Origin of the sequence: Streptomyces sp. 8N706 (assembly GCF_052245415.1) — a bacterium.
Taxonomy (GTDB): domain Bacteria; phylum Actinomycetota; class Actinomycetes; order Streptomycetales; family Streptomycetaceae; genus Streptomyces.
Genome location: NZ_JBQQBW010000025.1, coordinates 35,887 through 52,263 on the forward strand (window position 1 = coordinate 35,887; position 16,377 = coordinate 52,263).

Consider the following 16,377-nt stretch of genomic DNA (forward strand, 5'->3'; position numbering starts at 1 on the left):
AGCGGAAGCATCACTTGATCGGTCACCTCGTCCTGGGAAGTTCGCTGCCGCACACCTTCGCTCGGTACATCATGATCGCTGGAAAGACATCTGCGACGAGGTCGCCGGTGGCATCGGGAGGCACGTCCCCCGCGCAATTCCACGCCGCACGATCTCGCCGATGAGCTGCTTTCCCCGCAGGACCACACCGTCGAGAATCACCTCGAGAAAGGGCTCCGTGGTGGTGCTGTCGCATTCGTGAACGACGGAGCGCAGTGCGGGACCCGGACCGGGAGCACATCGCGTCCCGCAGCGCGCAGCACAGGTGGATGAGATCCCCGCGTACGCTGCCGGAGTCCGGGGGCCCGATCAGCCGGGGCAGCCCCGCCCGCAAGGCGTCGGCGACAAGATCTTCCGTGGAGGACCAGCGGCGGTGGACAGCCGTTTTCCCCGTCTGGGCGGCGGTCGCGACTCCTTCCATCGTCAGGCCGCTCCAGCCGACGGTGCTCAGCTGATCGAGCGCGGCATCCAGGATCGAGCGCGGCATCCAGGATCGCGCGCTCGAGTACGGGGCTAGCTCGGCGGGGTGCTGGGGCCGATGCTGCTGTTCGGCCTGGGGAGGGGGCGCAACTTCGTGACGCCGGCCCTGACCACGGTGTCCGGTGTGGCGCAGCGCGAGGCAGGCGCCGCGTCAGGCCTTCTCAACGCGATGCAGCAGGTGGGCGGTTCACCGGGCCTGTCCCTTCCGGTGACGGTCTTCGGCACGGCCGGCCGCGACGAGCCCAAGAAGCAGGTTCCGTCCTTCCTGGCCCTGGCCACGCCCGCAGCGGGCCCGTTCGCCAAGTCCCAGGAGCTTCCGCCTCCATGGGGACACCACGTGCTGACGGAAGGCATATCCACCGCGTTCATAGCAGCGGCCGGACTGGTCCTGTTGGCGCTGGTCACCGCGGTGACGGTCATCCGGGTACGGAAGAGCGGCCTGGAGGCGCTCAGCGGCGCGGCAGGAGCGGGCGGTCCCGTCGCCTGAGAGGACGGGCCGTGCGCTGGCCCGCACCGTGTAGGGCACCCGCACCGCGTAGGCCACCCGCATCGCGTAGGCCACCCGCATCGCGTAGGCCACCCGCATCGCGTAGGGCAGGGGCGGAGGGGGAAGCGCCCGAGCAGCCGTGACGGGGACCGGTGGGAAGGCTCAGGCGGACGCGGCCGGGGCCCAGCCGGGGAGCGGCTCGGTGCGCTCCTGCCAGTCGCCCGGCGGGGCGCCTCCCTCTGCCGCGGCCAGCACTCCTCCGACAATGGCGCAGGTGGTGTCCATATCGCCGCCGACCTGCGCGGTTGTCCAGAACGCCTCCTCGTAGTTTCCGAGGTGACGGGCGGCGGCCCAGAGACTGAACGGCACGGTGTCGTGCGCACTGGTGCGGCGACCGGACCCGAGGACCGCGGCGACGGTTCCGGCGTCGCCGTAGTCGAGCATGTCCAGGGCGCGGCGCAGCCCTGCCTGGACGGCGCTGCGCGGTACGAGCTCGATCACCCTGCCCAGGAGTGCTTCGCCGCCGCCGCAGCCGTCCGGGCGGGCCACCAGGGCCGCGGCGGCCGCGACTGCCATCGTCCCGGCGACTGCCTCGCGGTGCTGGTGGGTGATGTAGGAGGAGATCTCCGCCTGGTGCGTGGCCTGCTCCGGTTCGCCCGCGTACCACGCGCCGAGCGGAGCGATCCGCATCGCGGCGCCGTTGCCCCAGGACCCCTGCCCGTTGAACAGCGCGGAGGCCAGCTCACGCCAGTCCCCGCCCTCTCGGATCAGTCGCAGCATCCGGTTCACGGCCGGGCCGTAGCCACGGTCGACGTCATGATGCTCTGCGAAGGACCGGGCGAGCGCGTCCTGGTCGATGCGGCCGTGGTCCACCAGGACGGCAAGCACCGAACACGCCATCTCCGTGTCGTCCGTCCACTGCCAGACGCCAGGCGGCAGAGCGCGTCGCTTGAGCGCGGGATAGTTCGACGGCACGAAGAACTGGGAACCCAGTGCGTCGCCCACGGCCAGCCCGCGCAGGCTGGCGAGGGCTCGCTCGCGGCGTCGCATGAGAGGAGGATCAGCGCTCATCGCCTGCACTCTAACCGGTGACGTCATAGGACTCGGGTGTGCACCAGCGCTCGAACGGACGGTCCAGGTGGTACCGGCCGTTCGCGCCGAGGAGCAACATCCGGAACTCGCCGTTCCCAGGGTTGGACAGTGACTCGAATTCCGCGACGGTCCAGTGGAACCAGCGCATACAGAAGAGCCGCATGGTCAGGCCGTGGGTGACCAGAAGCACATTCGGCGGGTGGTCGGGTTCCTCGAAGCTCCGGTGAAGGCTCTCCAGGAAGGCGCCCACCCGGTCGTAGACATCCGCTCCGGACTCCCCCTGGACGAATCGGTAGAAGAAGTGTCCGTACGCGTCGCGGTAGACCTTCTGGTGCCGCACGTCCTCGGCATCCTGCCAGTTGCCCCAGTCCTGCTCCCGGAGTCTTGGCTCCTCTCGTACCCGCACCAGCCTGGGGTCGAGACCGAGCGCCCGGAAGGTCTGGTGTGTCCGTCGGTACGGAGACACATACGCGCTGATCCGCTCCTCGCCGAACACGTCGCGCAGTTGCCGCCCGGACTCCGCTGCCTGGTGCCACCCGGTCTCCGTCATATGGAGCGCATGGTCCGGCTCCCGCTCGTAGACCGTGTCGTCGGTATTGCCCTCCGACTCTCCGTGCCGGATGAGGACGATGCGCCGCGGCCGTGCCATGCGGCCACCATAGATCGCTCCCCGGGAGCTCGCCGACCCCGGTCGCGGTGACACCGGTGAGCCACGCGATCTTCCTCGCTCCGTGATCCGCTCATCCGGTACGGCTACCCCCGGCGGCGGTACGGCCACAGCCTGCGGAGGTCCTGTACGGGCCGGGCCTCGGCGCGGAACCGATGCAGCAGGTCGCAGGTCACACCGACCAGGAGGGTTCGAGAGCCACGACATCACCCGCGAGCGCGGAGACATCGGCCTCGATCTGCGCCCTCAGGGCCAGCCGCTCCACACGCTCCGCCCGGTACTTTCCGTGCTCAGCGGCGGAGTCCCACAGTGACAGGACCAGAAACTCGCTCCCCGGCGCCTCCCCGAACAAGCCGCGCAGCATGCCGGGCGACCCGGCCATGGCCGGATTCCACACCTTCTCCTGCATCAGGGTGAAGTGCTCCACGCGTTCCGTACGGACCCGGCAGTGGGCCACCCGTGCCACATCCGCGTCGGAGAAGTCCGGCTGGAACCCGACCTTGACATCGAAGCGGTGCTCGAAGAGGCGTATGTGGGCGTCCTTGAAGGTGCCGGACTGCGCAGCCGCGAGCCGGTCGTGCGACCGCGCCATGAAGGAGTCGTAGAACGCCCGGCTCTCCCAGAAGGTGAAGAGGTGCGCCACGCCCGGGCGCGCCCGGCTCCATCCCCCGCCCTGCCCCCGGAAGCCCGGCTCGCCGAGCAGCCCCGCCCATTTTCGCTGCCCCCGTTCGAAACCGCGGCGGTCCACCACGGTGCAGCGAATCCACTTGACCAGCACCGCGCCATCGTACGGCCCCAGGAGTGCTCTGCATCACTCCCTGCCGGGTGGGGGCCCACCCCGCCTGTCCGGCTGTCGCCACTGCCCACTGCCCACTGCCCACTGCCGCCACGGCAGCCTCGGGCTACGCGGACATCATCCGGCGGCGTGGGCAGCGAGGGCAGGGAGGAGGCAATTCGCCTCGTGACGTGGGATACGGCCGTGGCACCATGGGTAACCACCCACGAACCCACGGCAGTTACGGACGTGATCATGCGGTGCGACCTGTTCCGCTGTTCCCCACCGGGATCGGGGCCCCTCTGCGGTCGGGATCCGCTTCGTCAGGTCCGCCGACGCCGTGGCAGAACGCGGACTCAGTCCACATCGGCGCTGTTCCGAGGAAGGGAAGTCTGGTGAGCAGTCTCAACAAGGGACTCGGAAAAGTCGAGGTGACGCTCAGATGGGACCCCAGTCCCTCCGGTGCTCCGGACAATGATCTCGACATCATCGCCGCGACCTACCCCGCGGACGGCCCGTACGGTGAGCCCGCGTACCTCGTGCACTTCGACAGCCGGTCGCCTGACGGCACCATCACCCTCAACAGGGACAGCCGTACCGGTCAGGGCTTCGGCTCCGACGAGGTCATGACCCTGGAGTTCGATCGGTTGGCCCTCACGTACGCACGCGTCGTCGTGGGGGTGGCCATCCAGCAGCGCGAGGGGCGCAGGACGTTCGGCGAGATAGCGAATACCGGCGTCCGGATTCTTGAGGGTCACCAGGAACTGGCGCGGGACGACTTCGCGAAGGTTTCCGGGGCCACAGCCGCGACCGTCGCCGAGTTCGTGCGTGACGCTTCCGGGGAATGGCGATTCCGCCCGGCCGTCCGCGGGTTCGACGTCGACCCGGACTCCTTCGCCGCCACGATGGGAAGCAATTCCTTCTGATCGTCGCATGGGTCGGGGGCGGCGAGCGGGCTGCCGCTCCGGCCTTGTGTGCAACCGCGGCCGGGGCGGGGAGCCGACATTCCGCCGACTCCCCGCCCCGGCCGTTACCTCACACCCGAAGCGCGCTCGGTCTCAGCTGCAGCCGCTGGTCGAGCCGCAGCCCTCGCACAGGTAGCAGCTGCCCGCGCGGCGCATCTTCGTACCGCAGGAGAAGCACAGCGGAGCGTCCGCGTTCATTCCGAGCTGCATCTCCACCAGTTCGGTGGAGCTGTGCGCCTCCTTGGGCGCGGGCACTGCGGCGGCCGCCTCGGGCCTGGCCGTCGACGACTTCGGAAGCTCGACATGGCGGGGCGCGGACTGGGCGAGCCCCTCCACGTCCACCTCGTCGTCGTTCGGCTCGTACGAACCGGTCTCCAGGTGGCGCTGACGCTCCTCGGCGGAGTGGATGCCGAGCGCCGAGCGAGTCTCGAACGGCAGGAAGTCCAACGCCAGTCGGCGGAAGATGTAGTCGACGATCGACTGCGCCATCCGCACATCCGGGTCGTCCGTCATGCCCGCCGGCTCGAAACGCATATTGGTGAACTTCGAGACGTACGTCTCCAGCGGCACGCCGTACTGCAGGCCCACCGAGACGGCGATGGAGAAGGCGCCATCATGCCCGCGAGGGTCGAGCCCTGCTTGGACATCTTCAGGAAGACCTCGCCGAGGCCGTCGTCCGGGTAGGAATTGGCGGTCATATAGCCCTCGGCACCGCCCACCGTGAAGGACGTGGTGATTCCGGGGCGCCCCTTCGGCAGCCGCTTGCGGACCGGCCGGTACTCGACGACCTTCTCCGCCTGCGGCTCGGCCTTCTCTTCCTTCTTCTTGGCCGAGAGCGGCTGGCCGACCTTGCAGTTGTCGCGGTAGATCGCGAGCGCCTTCAGCCCCAGCTTCCAGCCCTCGAAGTGGATCTCCTCGATCTCCTCGACGGTGGCCGACTCCGGCATGTTCACCGTCTTGGAGATCGCGCCGGACAGGAACGGCTGTGCCGCCGCCATCATCCGTACATGGCCCATCGGCGAGATGGAGCGCTCACCCATGGCGCAGTCGAAGACCTCGTAGTGCTCCGGCCTGAGGCCGGGCGCGTCGATGACATTGCCGTGATCGGCGATGTGGGCGACGATCGCCTCGACCTGCTCCGGCTGGTAGCCCAGCCGCTTGAGCGCCTTCGGGACGGTGTTGTTCACGATCTGCATCGAGCCACCGCCGACCAGCTTCTTGAACTTGACCAGGGCCAGGTCCGGCTCGACGCCCGTGGTGTCGCAGTCCATCATCAGACCGATGGTGCCGGTGGGGGCCAGCACGGACGCCTGAGCGTTGCGGAAGCCGTTCTTCTCGCCGAGGCGGATGACGTCCTGCCAGGCCTCGGTGGCCGCGGCCCAGACCGGGGTGTCCAGGTCGTCCATGCGCTTGGCCGCGCCGTTGGCGTCGGAGTGCTGCCGCATGACGCGCTTGTGGGCCTCCGCGTTCCGGGCATAGCCCTCGTACGGGCCGACGGCCGCGGCCAGCTCTGCGGAGCGCCGGTACGAGGTACCGGTCATCAGCGAGGTGATGGCACCGGCGAGGGCGCGCCCGCCGTCCGAGTCGTAGGCATGTCCGGTGGCCATCAGCAGGGCGCCGAGGTTGGCGTAGCCGATGCCCAGCTGGCGGAAGGCGCGGGTGGTCTCGCCGATCTTCTGGGTCGGGAAGTCGGCGAAGCAGATGGAGATGTCCATCGCCGTGATGACGAGTTCGACGACCTTGGCGAAGCGTTCCGCCTCGAACGTCTGGTTGCCCTGGTCGTCGTCGCGCAGGAACTTCATCAGGTTCAGCGAGGCGAGGTTGCAGGAGGAGTTGTCCAGGTGCATGTACTCGCTGCACGGGTTCGACGCAGTGATCCGCCCGCTCTCCGGCGAGGTGTGCCAGTGGTTGATCGTGTCGTCGTACTGGATCCCCGGGTCGGCACAGGCCCAGGCCGCCTCGGCCATCTTCCGGAAGAGGCCCTTGGCGTCGACCTCGTCGATGACCTCGCCGGTCATCCGTCCCCGCAGCCCGAACGTGCTGCCGGTCTCCACGGCCTTCATGAACTCGTCGTTCACCCGGACGGAGTTATTGGCGTTCTGATACTGGACGGAGGTGATGTCGTCACCGCCGAGGTCCATGTCGAAGCCCGCGTCCCGCAGGGCGCGGATCTTCTCCTCCTCCTTCACCTTGGTCTCGATGAAGGCCTCGACGTCCGGGTGGTCCACATCGAGAACGACCATCTTGGCCGCGCGGCGGGTGGCACCGCCCGACTTGATCGTGCCTGCGGACGCGTCCGCGCCGCGCATGAAGGAGACTGGACCGGAGGCGTTGCCACCGGAGGACAGCAGCTCCTTGGAGGAGCGGATCCGGGAGAGGTTCAGGCCGGCGCCGGAGCCGCCCTTGAAGATCATCCCCTCTTCCTTGTACCAGTCGAGGATGGACTCCATCGAGTCGTCGACCGACAGGATGAAGCAGGCGGAGACCTGCTGCGGCTGCTTCGTGCCGACGTTGAACCATACCGGCGAGTTGAAACTGAACACCTGGTGGAGGAGCGCGTAGGCCAGCTCCTGCTCGAAGATCTCGGCATCCGCGGGGGAGGCGAAGTAGCCGTGGTCCTCGCCGCCCTTGCGGTACGTCTTGACCACACGGTCGATGAGCTGCTTCAGGCTGGACTCACGCTCGGGGGACCCCACCGCTCCCCGGAAGTACTTGCTCGTCACGATGTTGACCGCGTTCACCGACCAGAAGTCGGGGAACTCCACGCCGCGCTGCTCGAAGTTGACCGAACCGTCGCGCCAGTTGGTCATGACGACGTCACGGCGCTCCCAGACCACCTCGTCGTACGGATGCACGCCGGGGGTGGTGTGGATGCGCTCGATGCGCAGCCCCTTGCTCGCCTTGCTGCCCTTGGCGCGGGAGCCTCGTGCCGGGCCGCTCGTCGTCTCTGTCATGCCGCCTCCCTGTGCGGGCTAAAACGCCCTGATGTGCCCATTTCTTCCCGTAGGCACGGTGTCTGTCCGGCGCCCGGGCGCTCGATGCGCTCCGGGCAGGTCTGGTGTGCGCCGCTAGTCGGCGGCAGCGGGCGCGGGGACCTCGGAGTCCCCGGCGGGCCCGCCGGTGTCGGCCGAGGGTCGCTGCTCACGCAGCTCCGCGACTGCAGCTTCGAAGTCCTCGAGCGAGTCGAACGCCCGGTAGACGGACGCGAAGCGCAGATAGGCGACGAGATCGAGCTCCTGGAGCGGGCCGAGTATGGCGAGCCCCACGTCATGGGTCGAGAGCTCGGCGCTGCCGGTGGCACGCACCGCCTCCTCGACACGCTGGCCGAGCTTGGCGAGCGCGTCCTCCGTGACGGGCCGCCCCTGGCACGCCTTGCGCACCCCGGAGATGACCTTGTCGCGGCTGAAGGGTTCGGTGACGCCACTCCGCTTGATCACCATCAGTGACGCCGTCTCCACCGTGGTGAAGCGGCGGGAGCAGTCGGGACACTGGCGACGCCTGCGGATCGAGGTCCCGTCATCGGTGGTACGGCTGTCCACCACTCGGCTGTCCGGGTGTCGGCAGAAGGGGCAGTGCATGATCCCTACCCTCCTTGAACCCTTTGAACGTGGTACGACACAGCAAGCACAGCTGCAACGGCCTCACCAGCCCTGGACGGGCCGTGCGGAGCACCCCCAAGCATAGGCGATATCCGCTGCTGCGAACGACGCCGAACCACAACTTGTGGGTGACTCGCCCTCATCAAACCACTAGATCTGGTGGTTGACCGCCAAGCACATCGACCGCGTGTCGCGCTGTGCGGCGCCCATGAGAGTACGGGAGGGACGCCGGACACCGAGCGGCGGGTCACAGGTGCCACACTGAGTGACGGCCGTGCGACACTCCACGCACACCTCACCCGCATCCCGGCGGGGTGCGGGATACCGTCACGAGGGGATCAACCCTCCGCCCATACATGTGCCCCCCTGATCCCGTCAGGCGAATTGCGAAATTTCACTCGAACGTGTGTTTGGCGCAACCTTTCGAAACCAACTACCGTTGTCCCACTAGGGAGAACATCTCGAGAGGGGCCGACGTGACCACCACCGCAGACAGCGCCACCATCACCGCCCAGGACCGCTCCCAGCACCGAGTCGACCAGACGCACCCGATGAATGATGCATCCATGAATTCCGAGGGGCAGAAGCCCGCCCGCTCGCTGCCCGGACGACCTCCAGGAATCCGGGCGGACAGCTCCGGCCTCACGGACCGGCAGCGTCGGGTCATCGAAGTCATCCGGGACTCGGTGCAGCGGCGCGGTTACCCACCGTCCATGCGTGAGATCGGCCAGGCGGTGGGGCTCTCGAGCACCTCCTCCGTGGCCCATCAGCTCATGGCCCTGGAGCGCAAGGGCTTCCTGCGCCGCGACCCGCACCGCCCGCGGGCGTACGAGGTTCGCGGCTCGGACGGGCCGAGCACCCAGCCGACGGATACGACGGGCAAACCCGCCGCGTCCTACGTTCCGCTGGTCGGCCGTATCGCGGCCGGTGGTCCCATCCTCGCCGAGGAATCGGTCGAGGACGTGTTCCCGCTCCCCCGCCAACTGGTGGGTGACGGCGAACTGTTCGTCCTGAAGGTCGTCGGCGACTCGATGCTCGAAGCGGCGATCTGCGACGGCGACTGGGTGACGGTGCGCCGCCAGCCCGTCGCGGAGAACGGTGACATCGTGGCCGCCATGCTCGACGGTGAGGCCACCGTGAAGCGCTTCAAGCGGGAGGACGGCCATGTCTGGCTGCTCCCGCACAACTCCGCGTACCAGCCGATTCCCGGCGATGATGCGACCATCCTCGGCAAGGTGGTGGCGGTGCTGCGGCGGGTCTGACACGCCCCTCACGACCGGGCCCCGGAACCACTGCGCCGGTTCCGGGGCCCTGCTCTGCGGTCCGAGGGACTAAGAACTCTGCACAGAGCTCTGCTTCCGGGCGGCCTCGGCAGCCGCGTCGATCGCGGCCAGCGAGCGGCGGACCTGATTGCGATCCGTCGTATACCAGAAGTCCGGCATCGACGCCCTCAGAAAGCTGCCATATCGGGCCGTGGTAAGCCGGGGGTCGAGTACGGCGACCACCCCGCGGTCGCCGGACGCCCGTACGAGTCGTCCGGAGCCCTGCGCCATCAGCAGCGCCGCATGCGTGGCCGCAACGGCCATGAAGCCATTGCCGCCGCCCTCCTCCACGGCCTTCTGCCGAGCGCTCATCAGCGGGTCGTCAGGCCGCGGGAAGGGAATCCGGTCCATCACGACCAGCTGGCAGTTCGGCCCGGGGACATCGACGCCCTGCCACAGCGACAGGGTGCCGAAGAGGCAGGTCCGCGCGTCGGACGCGAAGGTGCGGATCAGCTCACCGAGGGTCTCCTCACCCTGCAGCAGGATCGGCATCTCCAGCCGTTCCCGGAGGGCCTCCGCGGCGCCCTGGGCCGCCCGCATCGACGAGAAGAGACCGAGAGTGCGGCCGCCTGCGGCCTCCACGAGCTCCGCCAATTCGTCCAGCATGTCGGTGCGACTCCCCTCGCGGCCCGGCTGCGCCAGATGCTTGGCCACATAGAGAATGCCCTGCTTCGGGTAGTCGAAGGGCGAGCCGACATCCAGGCCCTTCCACTGCGGGATGTCCTCACCCTGCACCCCCTCCGGCGACAGGCCGAGGGAGGCCCCCACACCGTTGAAGTCGCCGCCGAGCTTGAGGGTCGCCGAGGTCAGCACCACGGAACGCTCGGTGAAGAGCTTGTCGCGGAGCAGGCCGGCCACCGAAAGCGGCGCGACACGCAGCGAGGCGCCGAAACGGTCGTGGCGTTCGTACCAGACGACGTCGTATTCCGAGCCGTTCGCGATGCGCTCCGCCACCGCGTGGACATTCTCGATGGAGGCGAGGGCCTGCTTGCGTACCGCGTCCTCGTCCTGAACTGATTTGTCACGGGTGTTTCCCAGGGCCGTGATGACCGTGCGGGCCGCGTCACGGAGCGCCATCAGGGCGTAGCCGAGATCCTCCGGAATCTCCTCGATGCGACCGGGCAGGGCCAGCTCCATCAGCCGTTCGAAGGTCTCGGCCGCGGTCTGCAGGGAGTCCGCCGCCTTCTCGTCGACCAGCTTGGCGGCGCGGCGCACCGCGCGGTTCACCGATCCGGGGGTGAGCTCACCGGTGGCGGCGCCGGTGACCCGGGAGACCAGCTCGTGGGCCTCATCGATGACCAGCACCTCATGGCTGGGGAGTACGGGCGCACCTTCGATCGCGTCGATCGCCAGCAGGGCGTGGTTGGTGACGACGACATCGGCGAGCTTGGCACGCTCGCGTGCGGCCTCGGCGAAGCAGTCCGCGCCGTACGCGCACTTCGACGCGCCCAGGCACTCGCGGGAGGAGACGGACACCTGGGACCAGGCCCGGTCCGAGACGCCGGGGGTGAGATCGTCCCGGTCGCCGGTCTCCGTCTCGTCCGCCCAGTCCCGCATCCGCAGGAGATCCTTGCCGAGCTTGCTGGCCGGCATCGCGGCTTCGAAGGGATCGAACAGCCCGTCTTCCTCCTCCTGCGGCACTCCCTCGTGCAGACGGTGCAGACACAGGTAGTTGGAGCGCCCCTTGAGCATGGCGAACTCGGGGCGGCGCCGCAGGAGCGGGTGCAGAGCGTCGACCGTGCGCGGCAGATCGCGCTCGACGAGCTGCCGCTGCAACGCGAGGGTCGCGGTGGCCACGACGACGCGCTCGCCGTGAGCCAGCGCCGGCACCAGATACCCGAGGGACTTGCCGGTACCAGTGCCCGCCTGGACCAGCAGGTGGGAGCCGTCGTCGACGGCTTCGGCGACGGCTTCGGCCATGGTGACCTGACCAGGGCGCTCCGTGCCGCCGACGGCGGTGACGGCGGCGTGCAGCAGCTCGGGAAGGGAGGGCTTCGTCATAGCGCCACCACCCTACGGGGCTCCACTGACATCGACCGCCGTCACGGCTGGTGGAGGGGGTTCGGGACCGTACCGTGGACGGCCGCGTGGGGCCGGTCCGGGCGGTCGCGGTAGCCGTCCATATGGAGGCGGTTGCGGTTGAGGCACAGCCTCTCGATACGCGGTGTGAGCAGGTCGAAGGTCTCGAACCGGTCCTTGAGTTCGGGGAACCGCGCCTGGTGCCGGACGATCTCGGCCCGGACCAGCGACCAGAACTCGTTCTCGGGCACTCCGAGCTGCTCCTCGCAGAGCGGCGCGAGGTAGCGGAAGACGCCCACGAAGAGGCCGGAGTGGATGAACTGGGTGAGAAAGCCCGGCGGCTCGGTGAGCAGGACCTCACGTACCTCGTCGGGCATGGTGTCGTGCTCGGGCAGCGGCTCGGCGCTGACGTTCACATCGTCGACGAAGTCCTTCACCGCCAGGCGGACGGGCACGTCCCGGTCGTCGAAGACGACGATGGCGTTCTCTCCGTGCGGCGAGAAGACCGTGCCGTACTGGTAGAGGAAGTGCAGCAGAGGCGGTAGCAGGGCAGCGAAGAGACGGCTCAGCCAGTCCGCCGGATCGAGGCCGGAACGCCGGACGATCTCCGCCGTGAAGGAGCGGCCCTGCGGATCCGTGAGGAGGAGGGCTGCCAGAGTACGCGCGCGCTCCCCGGGGTCGAGGTACTGGGAGACGGGCTCGCGCCAGATGCAGCCCAGCAGTTCCCGGTACTGGTACGGGACGCCGGGAAGCCGGTCGTAGAGCGGGTGCTCGACCGCGACGGAGGCCGTCTCACCGAGCAGAACGACACGGGCCTCGTCCCGGAGGAAGGGGTCGCCGTCGCGCAGCGCGTGCACCCAGCTGGTGACGGCCGGTGCGGCGATGGTGCGCTCGGTGGGGAGTCCTCGCCACACCAGGGTGTTGAGAATGGAGAGCGGGAGTTTGACTGTGCGCGCGCCCGGACGGCTCGTGTTCAAAAAGGTACGGATCGACTGCTGGGGAAGCCGGAGGTCCTCGTCCGCCGGGAGCGGGATTATCGTTCCGTCGGCCACCTGTGGTGCGAAGAGCGGCGCCACGCTTTCGTCCCACTGCCAGGGGTGTACTGGGAGCCACAGGTAGTCGGCGGGGTCACGGTCCTGGTCGGCGACCGTGCGGGCGAAGGCCGCGCGGGTCTCGGGGGTGAGTTCCTCGGCGTAGAGCCGGTCGGGGGTGCCGAGCGCGGGGACGCCGCGGTACTGCGCGAGGTCGCGGTGGACGGCGAGCCAGGGAAGGCGCTGCGCCATGCGCGCCTCCGGAGCCCACTGGGCCGTGTCGGCGGCGGAGAACCCGAGCCGCCCCTTGTTGACCACGATCCAGGGGTGACCGGTCTGGTGGCCTTCCAGCTCGGCATAGCCGAGGTCGGCGAGGTCCGCGGCGCTGTGCGGGGTCGAGCCGAGGCAGGCATCGGCCGCAAGAGTGGCGGTGAGCTCCCGGACGAGGTGTCCGGTCGTGTCGCCGGTCAGCCCGAGAACGGTGTCGTGGGCGAGGGCGATGAACCGCAGCGGATCCCCGGACGGGGTGATCGACTCCGGGTCCACCCGCCAGTGCCCGTATGCGCTGCGGCGGGCACGGAAGCGATAGGTGGTGCTGTCGGTCACCGTGAGCCGGTACGCCTGCGGGTCGCCTCCCTCGGGCTCAGGGGTGATCACTTCTTCATACGCGAATTCCGCGAGCATCTTGGCGAGCAGGCGGCGGGCTGCTTGGTTCCAGGCGGCTTGACGCTGCTGCGGTGACGGGCGCAAAAGTCTGGGCTCCTCGGAACGGGAACGGGGACGGGCCGAGCGGTGTAAGGAAAGCAGTGGAGAGATCAGCGGTGCCAGAGGGCCTGATCACAGGAGGTGGCGATGAGCACGGTCGCGCATCATCAGAGCTGCTCGCTTGTCGGGCAGGTCAACCTCGGCGGTGAGGCGGAAGCCGGCGCCGAGGAAGGCTGCTACGGACGGGGTGTTGCGGAGGTCGGGCTCCGCGATGACCCGGCCGCAGGAGGGGCGGTGGTCGAGGACGAGATCGGAGACGGCGCGGAGCAGCGATGTCCCGACTCCCCGGCCACGGTCGCCGACGGCACCGATGAGCAGATGGAGGCCGGTGTCATGCGGCCGCGCGGGATAGTGGCGGGCCAGGGGATCGAGATCGGCGCGGTAGACCTCCCAATAGCTCATCGGCGTGCCGTTCAGGACGCCGAGACAGGGCACGCTGCGTCCGTCGCCCTGGAGTTGGGTACGCAGATGGGCCGCTGCTGTCTCATCCGGGCCCGCGAGGTCCCAGAAGGCGGCGACGGCCGGGTCGTTCATCCAGCAGGAGACCAGCGGCAGGTCGCGGCCGATGTCGACGGGGACGAGCTGGAAGGCTCCTGAGGAGGTGGTGGCGGGGCCCCATGTGGCGACGGCGTCGAGCAGGTCGTGGCCGGTCGTCAGGTCCGGACGGCCGGGGGCGCGGGTCTTGGCAGCCGTGCGAGCGAGGAGGACCCGCTCTTCGGCGACCAGGGCGGTGAGCTCGTCCGACAGCTGCAGGTCGAGGGTGTCGTCGGTACTGGAGCTGGTGCTGGATTCGGTCGACGGCACTTCGGCGCTCTCCTCTCCGGAGCCCGGTGAGTCCGCTGGATTCTGTTGCGTCCCATGGGTCCAGGAGGTCATCCCGCGGAAGTGGCAAGGGGGTTGGGGATGGTGACATAGACGGACTGGGTGTCGACCGGGCCGACCAGCTCGTCGAGGCCGTGCAGCCGGGTGAGCAGATTCGCCTTGCAGCGCAGTGTGGTGGTGTCGAGGAGGCGGCCGGGTAGCGAGGAGCGGAGCTTCGCGGGGCCCGACGCGGCTTCTCTGAGGAAACGCCGGAAGGCGGCCAGGAGGACGCGTTCGTCGGCGAGTCCCTGGGCACCGAACGCTCCGATGAGGCCGAGCACGTTGTTGATGCCGAGGTAGTAGGCGAGACGTTCGTCGGTGACCTCGTCGGAGACGAACGTGTCGCTCTCACCACCGATGCCGGGCAGCCGACGTTCGAGGCCGGTCCTGTGCGACTCGCGGAAGTAGTAGCCCTGGTTGTCGCGGTAGCGGCCGCCGGCCGGCCAGCCATCGGCATCAAGAAGCACCAGGGTGTTCTGTTGGTGTGCCTCGAGCGCGATCCCGGCTTCGCCATCGAGCCACAGTACGGGTCGTACCACAGCTTGGAGGTAGCGCAGGAACCACTCGGTGGATACGGCGCCGAGGGGACGCCCGGTGTGTGTGGCGAGCCGGGCCACGAGGGCGGCGAGCCGGGACCGCATCAGGGGGTGGCCGGATGCTTGAGTGCCCGGGAAGGGACGGGGTGAGGTCAGTCCGGCGATGCAGACGGCATCGTCGCCGAGGGCGAACGGGTTGTGCCTGACGACGACGTCGAGGCCGGGAATCGGCTGACCGTCCCGTCCGGACACGGCGAGCCAGGCCGGGTCACGGACGATGTCGAAGCAGGGGTGAACGCTCTGCCACTGCTCGGCGAGGCCGCTGCGCAGCAGTCGGTGCACCTCGACACCGCGCTGGAGTTCCTTACGGAGGTTCTCACGACGGGAGTTGGTGATCCGCAGGCCGAGGGAGAGCTTGAGCATGGCGGCCGCACCGGGCCGGTGCACGGTTCGTACGGAGGAGGTGGGGTGCCAAAGGTCGCCGTACGGCCCCAGATCGTGCAGCAGCCGGGCGTCCAGGAGCTCCGCCACTGCCGGACGGTGCCGGATCTCGCGCGCCTGCCACGGGTGGAGGGGCAGCGGCACGGTTCCGTCCGGCAATTCGAGACCGGCCCCCGCCAGCTCGGTGGCCAACTGCTCGGCGTGCACAGGGCGGCCCCGCTCGGTCCAGGCGGAGTCGGTGGCCAGCACAGCACGATCGACAGCCAGCCAGTGCAGGGGAAAGGAGCCCCTCAGCTCGGGCGAGTAGGCCTGGGTTTCAGCGTCGGAGAGCCCCTCACGGCTCTTGGGAGTGGGATGGAGCGGATGGCCGAGAATGAGTGACTGCTCCCCGTCGAGGAACAGATCTCCAGCGAGCGGCACGGCCGGGTGGGCCCGTCGGCCCGCGATGAACGCGGTGGTGCGGTGCACGGAGTCGGCCACGCGGCCGACGAGCTCGGCTCCGCTCTCCCCCGTCCCGGGGGCGGCCTGGGCCGTCTCGCGGCCGAGGAGGGCGGCAAGGGTGACGGCGTCCACGGCGGGGGCGCCGGCCGGCGCGCTCTCCAGGGCGGGGCTGCCGAACCGGTGCCACCCGGTGGCCGACCAGTAGCGGATGGGGACCAGCAGGGCGGTGCCGCTCGCGGTGAGGGCGATACGAAGCGTGTCACCGCACGGCGGTGGAGTGCCCGTCTCCCGCGTCCAGCAACGCAACAGATTCTCGACGCCCGCCGCGTCGGCAGCGATACGAGGATCGGGGTGATCCAGCGGGTCAGGACTGGTCGAGGCGGCACCGGCAGGGCCGGCCTGCGGGGGCACGGCGTGCTCGACGGTGGTCGCTGTGGCGTCGTGGCCGGAGTATGCGTTCATGGTCTCGTCGGCGCCGTGATCCCGGCGATCTGGCCGTGAAGCGGGCGCCTCCCTCCTTTGTCGGTTCGCTGGACTGGGCATACCTGCCGCGGTCGGTGTGCTCCTGGCTCACCGTTGCTCGGCGGGGCCGGGGCCCGGTGCACGGGTGCTCCGGCGGGGAGCGCCGGTGGGTACCCGGCCGGGCCTCTTCGGAGGCGGCCCCCGGCTCTTCCTGCCTCCTGGTGAACGCTGCTCGGCTGCCCGCCGTACGTACCAACGACGCCGCGCGCAGCGGATCACGGGCACCCGCAAGATCCTTGGCCGCCCTGCCCGCGTGCGATCGGGAACCGCGGCCCCGCGCGTGGCCGTCCCCAACGGCACGGGCATAGTGGGGCCTTGCGCCTCTCGCATGACAA

At 69.2% G+C, this 16,377-nt stretch carries 11 protein-coding genes and 2 pseudogenes; 3 read left to right on the top strand and 10 right to left on the bottom strand.

Going from position 1 to position 16,377, the window contains the following annotated elements; all coding sequences use genetic code 11:
- Positions 1–22 precede the first annotated feature (22 nt).
- Positions 23–526: a TetR/AcrR family transcriptional regulator gene (locus ACTWQE_RS12295; protein WP_443328928.1), complete on the bottom strand. Its 504-nt coding sequence runs from the start codon at positions 524–526 to the stop codon at positions 23–25.
- A 30-nt stretch (positions 527–556) separates the two neighbouring features.
- On the opposite strand from ACTWQE_RS12295, the pseudogene ACTWQE_RS12300 reads away from it, so the two are divergent.
- Positions 557–1,006, top strand: a pseudogene (locus tag ACTWQE_RS12300) (MFS transporter); the annotation flags it as partial.
- A gap of 162 nt (positions 1,007–1,168) precedes the next feature.
- Here the strand turns inward: ACTWQE_RS12300 and ACTWQE_RS12305 are convergent.
- The 3 genes from ACTWQE_RS12305 to ACTWQE_RS12315 form a co-directional block, all read right to left on the bottom strand.
- On the bottom strand, positions 1,169–2,077 hold the full coding sequence (locus ACTWQE_RS12305; protein WP_443328929.1) for an ADP-ribosylglycohydrolase family protein: 909 nt from the start codon (positions 2,075–2,077) through the stop codon (positions 1,169–1,171).
- Between the two features lie 10 nt (positions 2,078–2,087).
- A complete protein-coding gene (locus ACTWQE_RS12310) occupies positions 2,088–2,747 on the bottom strand; it encodes a histidine phosphatase family protein (protein WP_443328930.1) in 660 nt (219 codons plus the stop codon).
- A gap of 190 nt (positions 2,748–2,937) precedes the next feature.
- The gene (locus ACTWQE_RS12315) at positions 2,938–3,543 is read right to left on the bottom strand and encodes a YdbC family protein (protein ID WP_443328931.1); all 606 of its coding nucleotides are present in this window, start codon (positions 3,541–3,543) and stop codon (positions 2,938–2,940) included.
- A 392-nt stretch (positions 3,544–3,935) separates the two neighbouring features.
- Here ACTWQE_RS12315 and ACTWQE_RS12320 point away from each other — a divergent pair, with 392 nt between their 5' ends.
- Positions 3,936–4,466: a TerD family protein gene (locus ACTWQE_RS12320; protein ID WP_443328932.1), complete on the top strand. Its 531-nt coding sequence runs from the start codon at positions 3,936–3,938 to the stop codon at positions 4,464–4,466.
- Between the two features lie 132 nt (positions 4,467–4,598).
- On the opposite strand, the pseudogene ACTWQE_RS12325 reads toward ACTWQE_RS12320, so the two are convergent.
- Together ACTWQE_RS12325 and nrdR are read right to left on the bottom strand one after the other, a co-directional pair.
- A pseudogene (locus ACTWQE_RS12325) lies at positions 4,599–7,459 on the bottom strand (vitamin B12-dependent ribonucleotide reductase).
- A 114-nt stretch (positions 7,460–7,573) separates the two neighbouring features.
- Entirely contained in the window at positions 7,574–8,083 is a 510-nt protein-coding gene (gene nrdR / locus ACTWQE_RS12330; RefSeq protein WP_443328933.1) for a transcriptional regulator NrdR, read from the bottom strand.
- A 497-nt stretch (positions 8,084–8,580) separates the two neighbouring features.
- Between nrdR and lexA the strand changes: the two genes are divergently transcribed.
- A complete protein-coding gene (lexA, locus tag ACTWQE_RS12335) occupies positions 8,581–9,366 on the top strand; it encodes a transcriptional repressor LexA (protein WP_443328934.1) in 786 nt (261 codons plus the stop codon).
- A 69-nt stretch (positions 9,367–9,435) separates the two neighbouring features.
- Here lexA and ACTWQE_RS12340 read toward each other — a convergent pair whose 3' ends face one another.
- From ACTWQE_RS12340 to ACTWQE_RS12355, 4 genes are all read right to left on the bottom strand, one after another.
- A complete protein-coding gene (locus tag ACTWQE_RS12340) occupies positions 9,436–11,427 on the bottom strand; it encodes an ATP-dependent DNA helicase (protein ID WP_443328935.1) in 1,992 nt (663 codons plus the stop codon).
- Between the two features lie 41 nt (positions 11,428–11,468).
- Complete coding sequence (locus tag ACTWQE_RS12345) at positions 11,469–13,226, bottom strand: IucA/IucC family protein (protein WP_443328936.1); 1,758 nt, start codon at positions 13,224–13,226, stop codon at positions 11,469–11,471.
- Positions 13,227–13,313: 87 nt separating this feature from the next.
- Positions 13,314–14,045 (bottom strand): GNAT family N-acetyltransferase, encoded by a 732-nt coding sequence (locus tag ACTWQE_RS12350; RefSeq protein WP_443328937.1) that lies wholly within the window; start codon positions 14,043–14,045, stop codon positions 13,314–13,316.
- Positions 14,046–14,113: 68 nt separating this feature from the next.
- Positions 14,114–16,063 carry an IucA/IucC family protein gene (locus ACTWQE_RS12355; protein ID WP_443328938.1) on the bottom strand — a complete coding sequence of 650 codons (1,950 nt, stop codon included), beginning with the start codon at positions 16,061–16,063 and terminating at the stop codon, positions 14,114–14,116.
- Between the last annotated feature and the right edge of the window lie 314 nt (positions 16,064–16,377).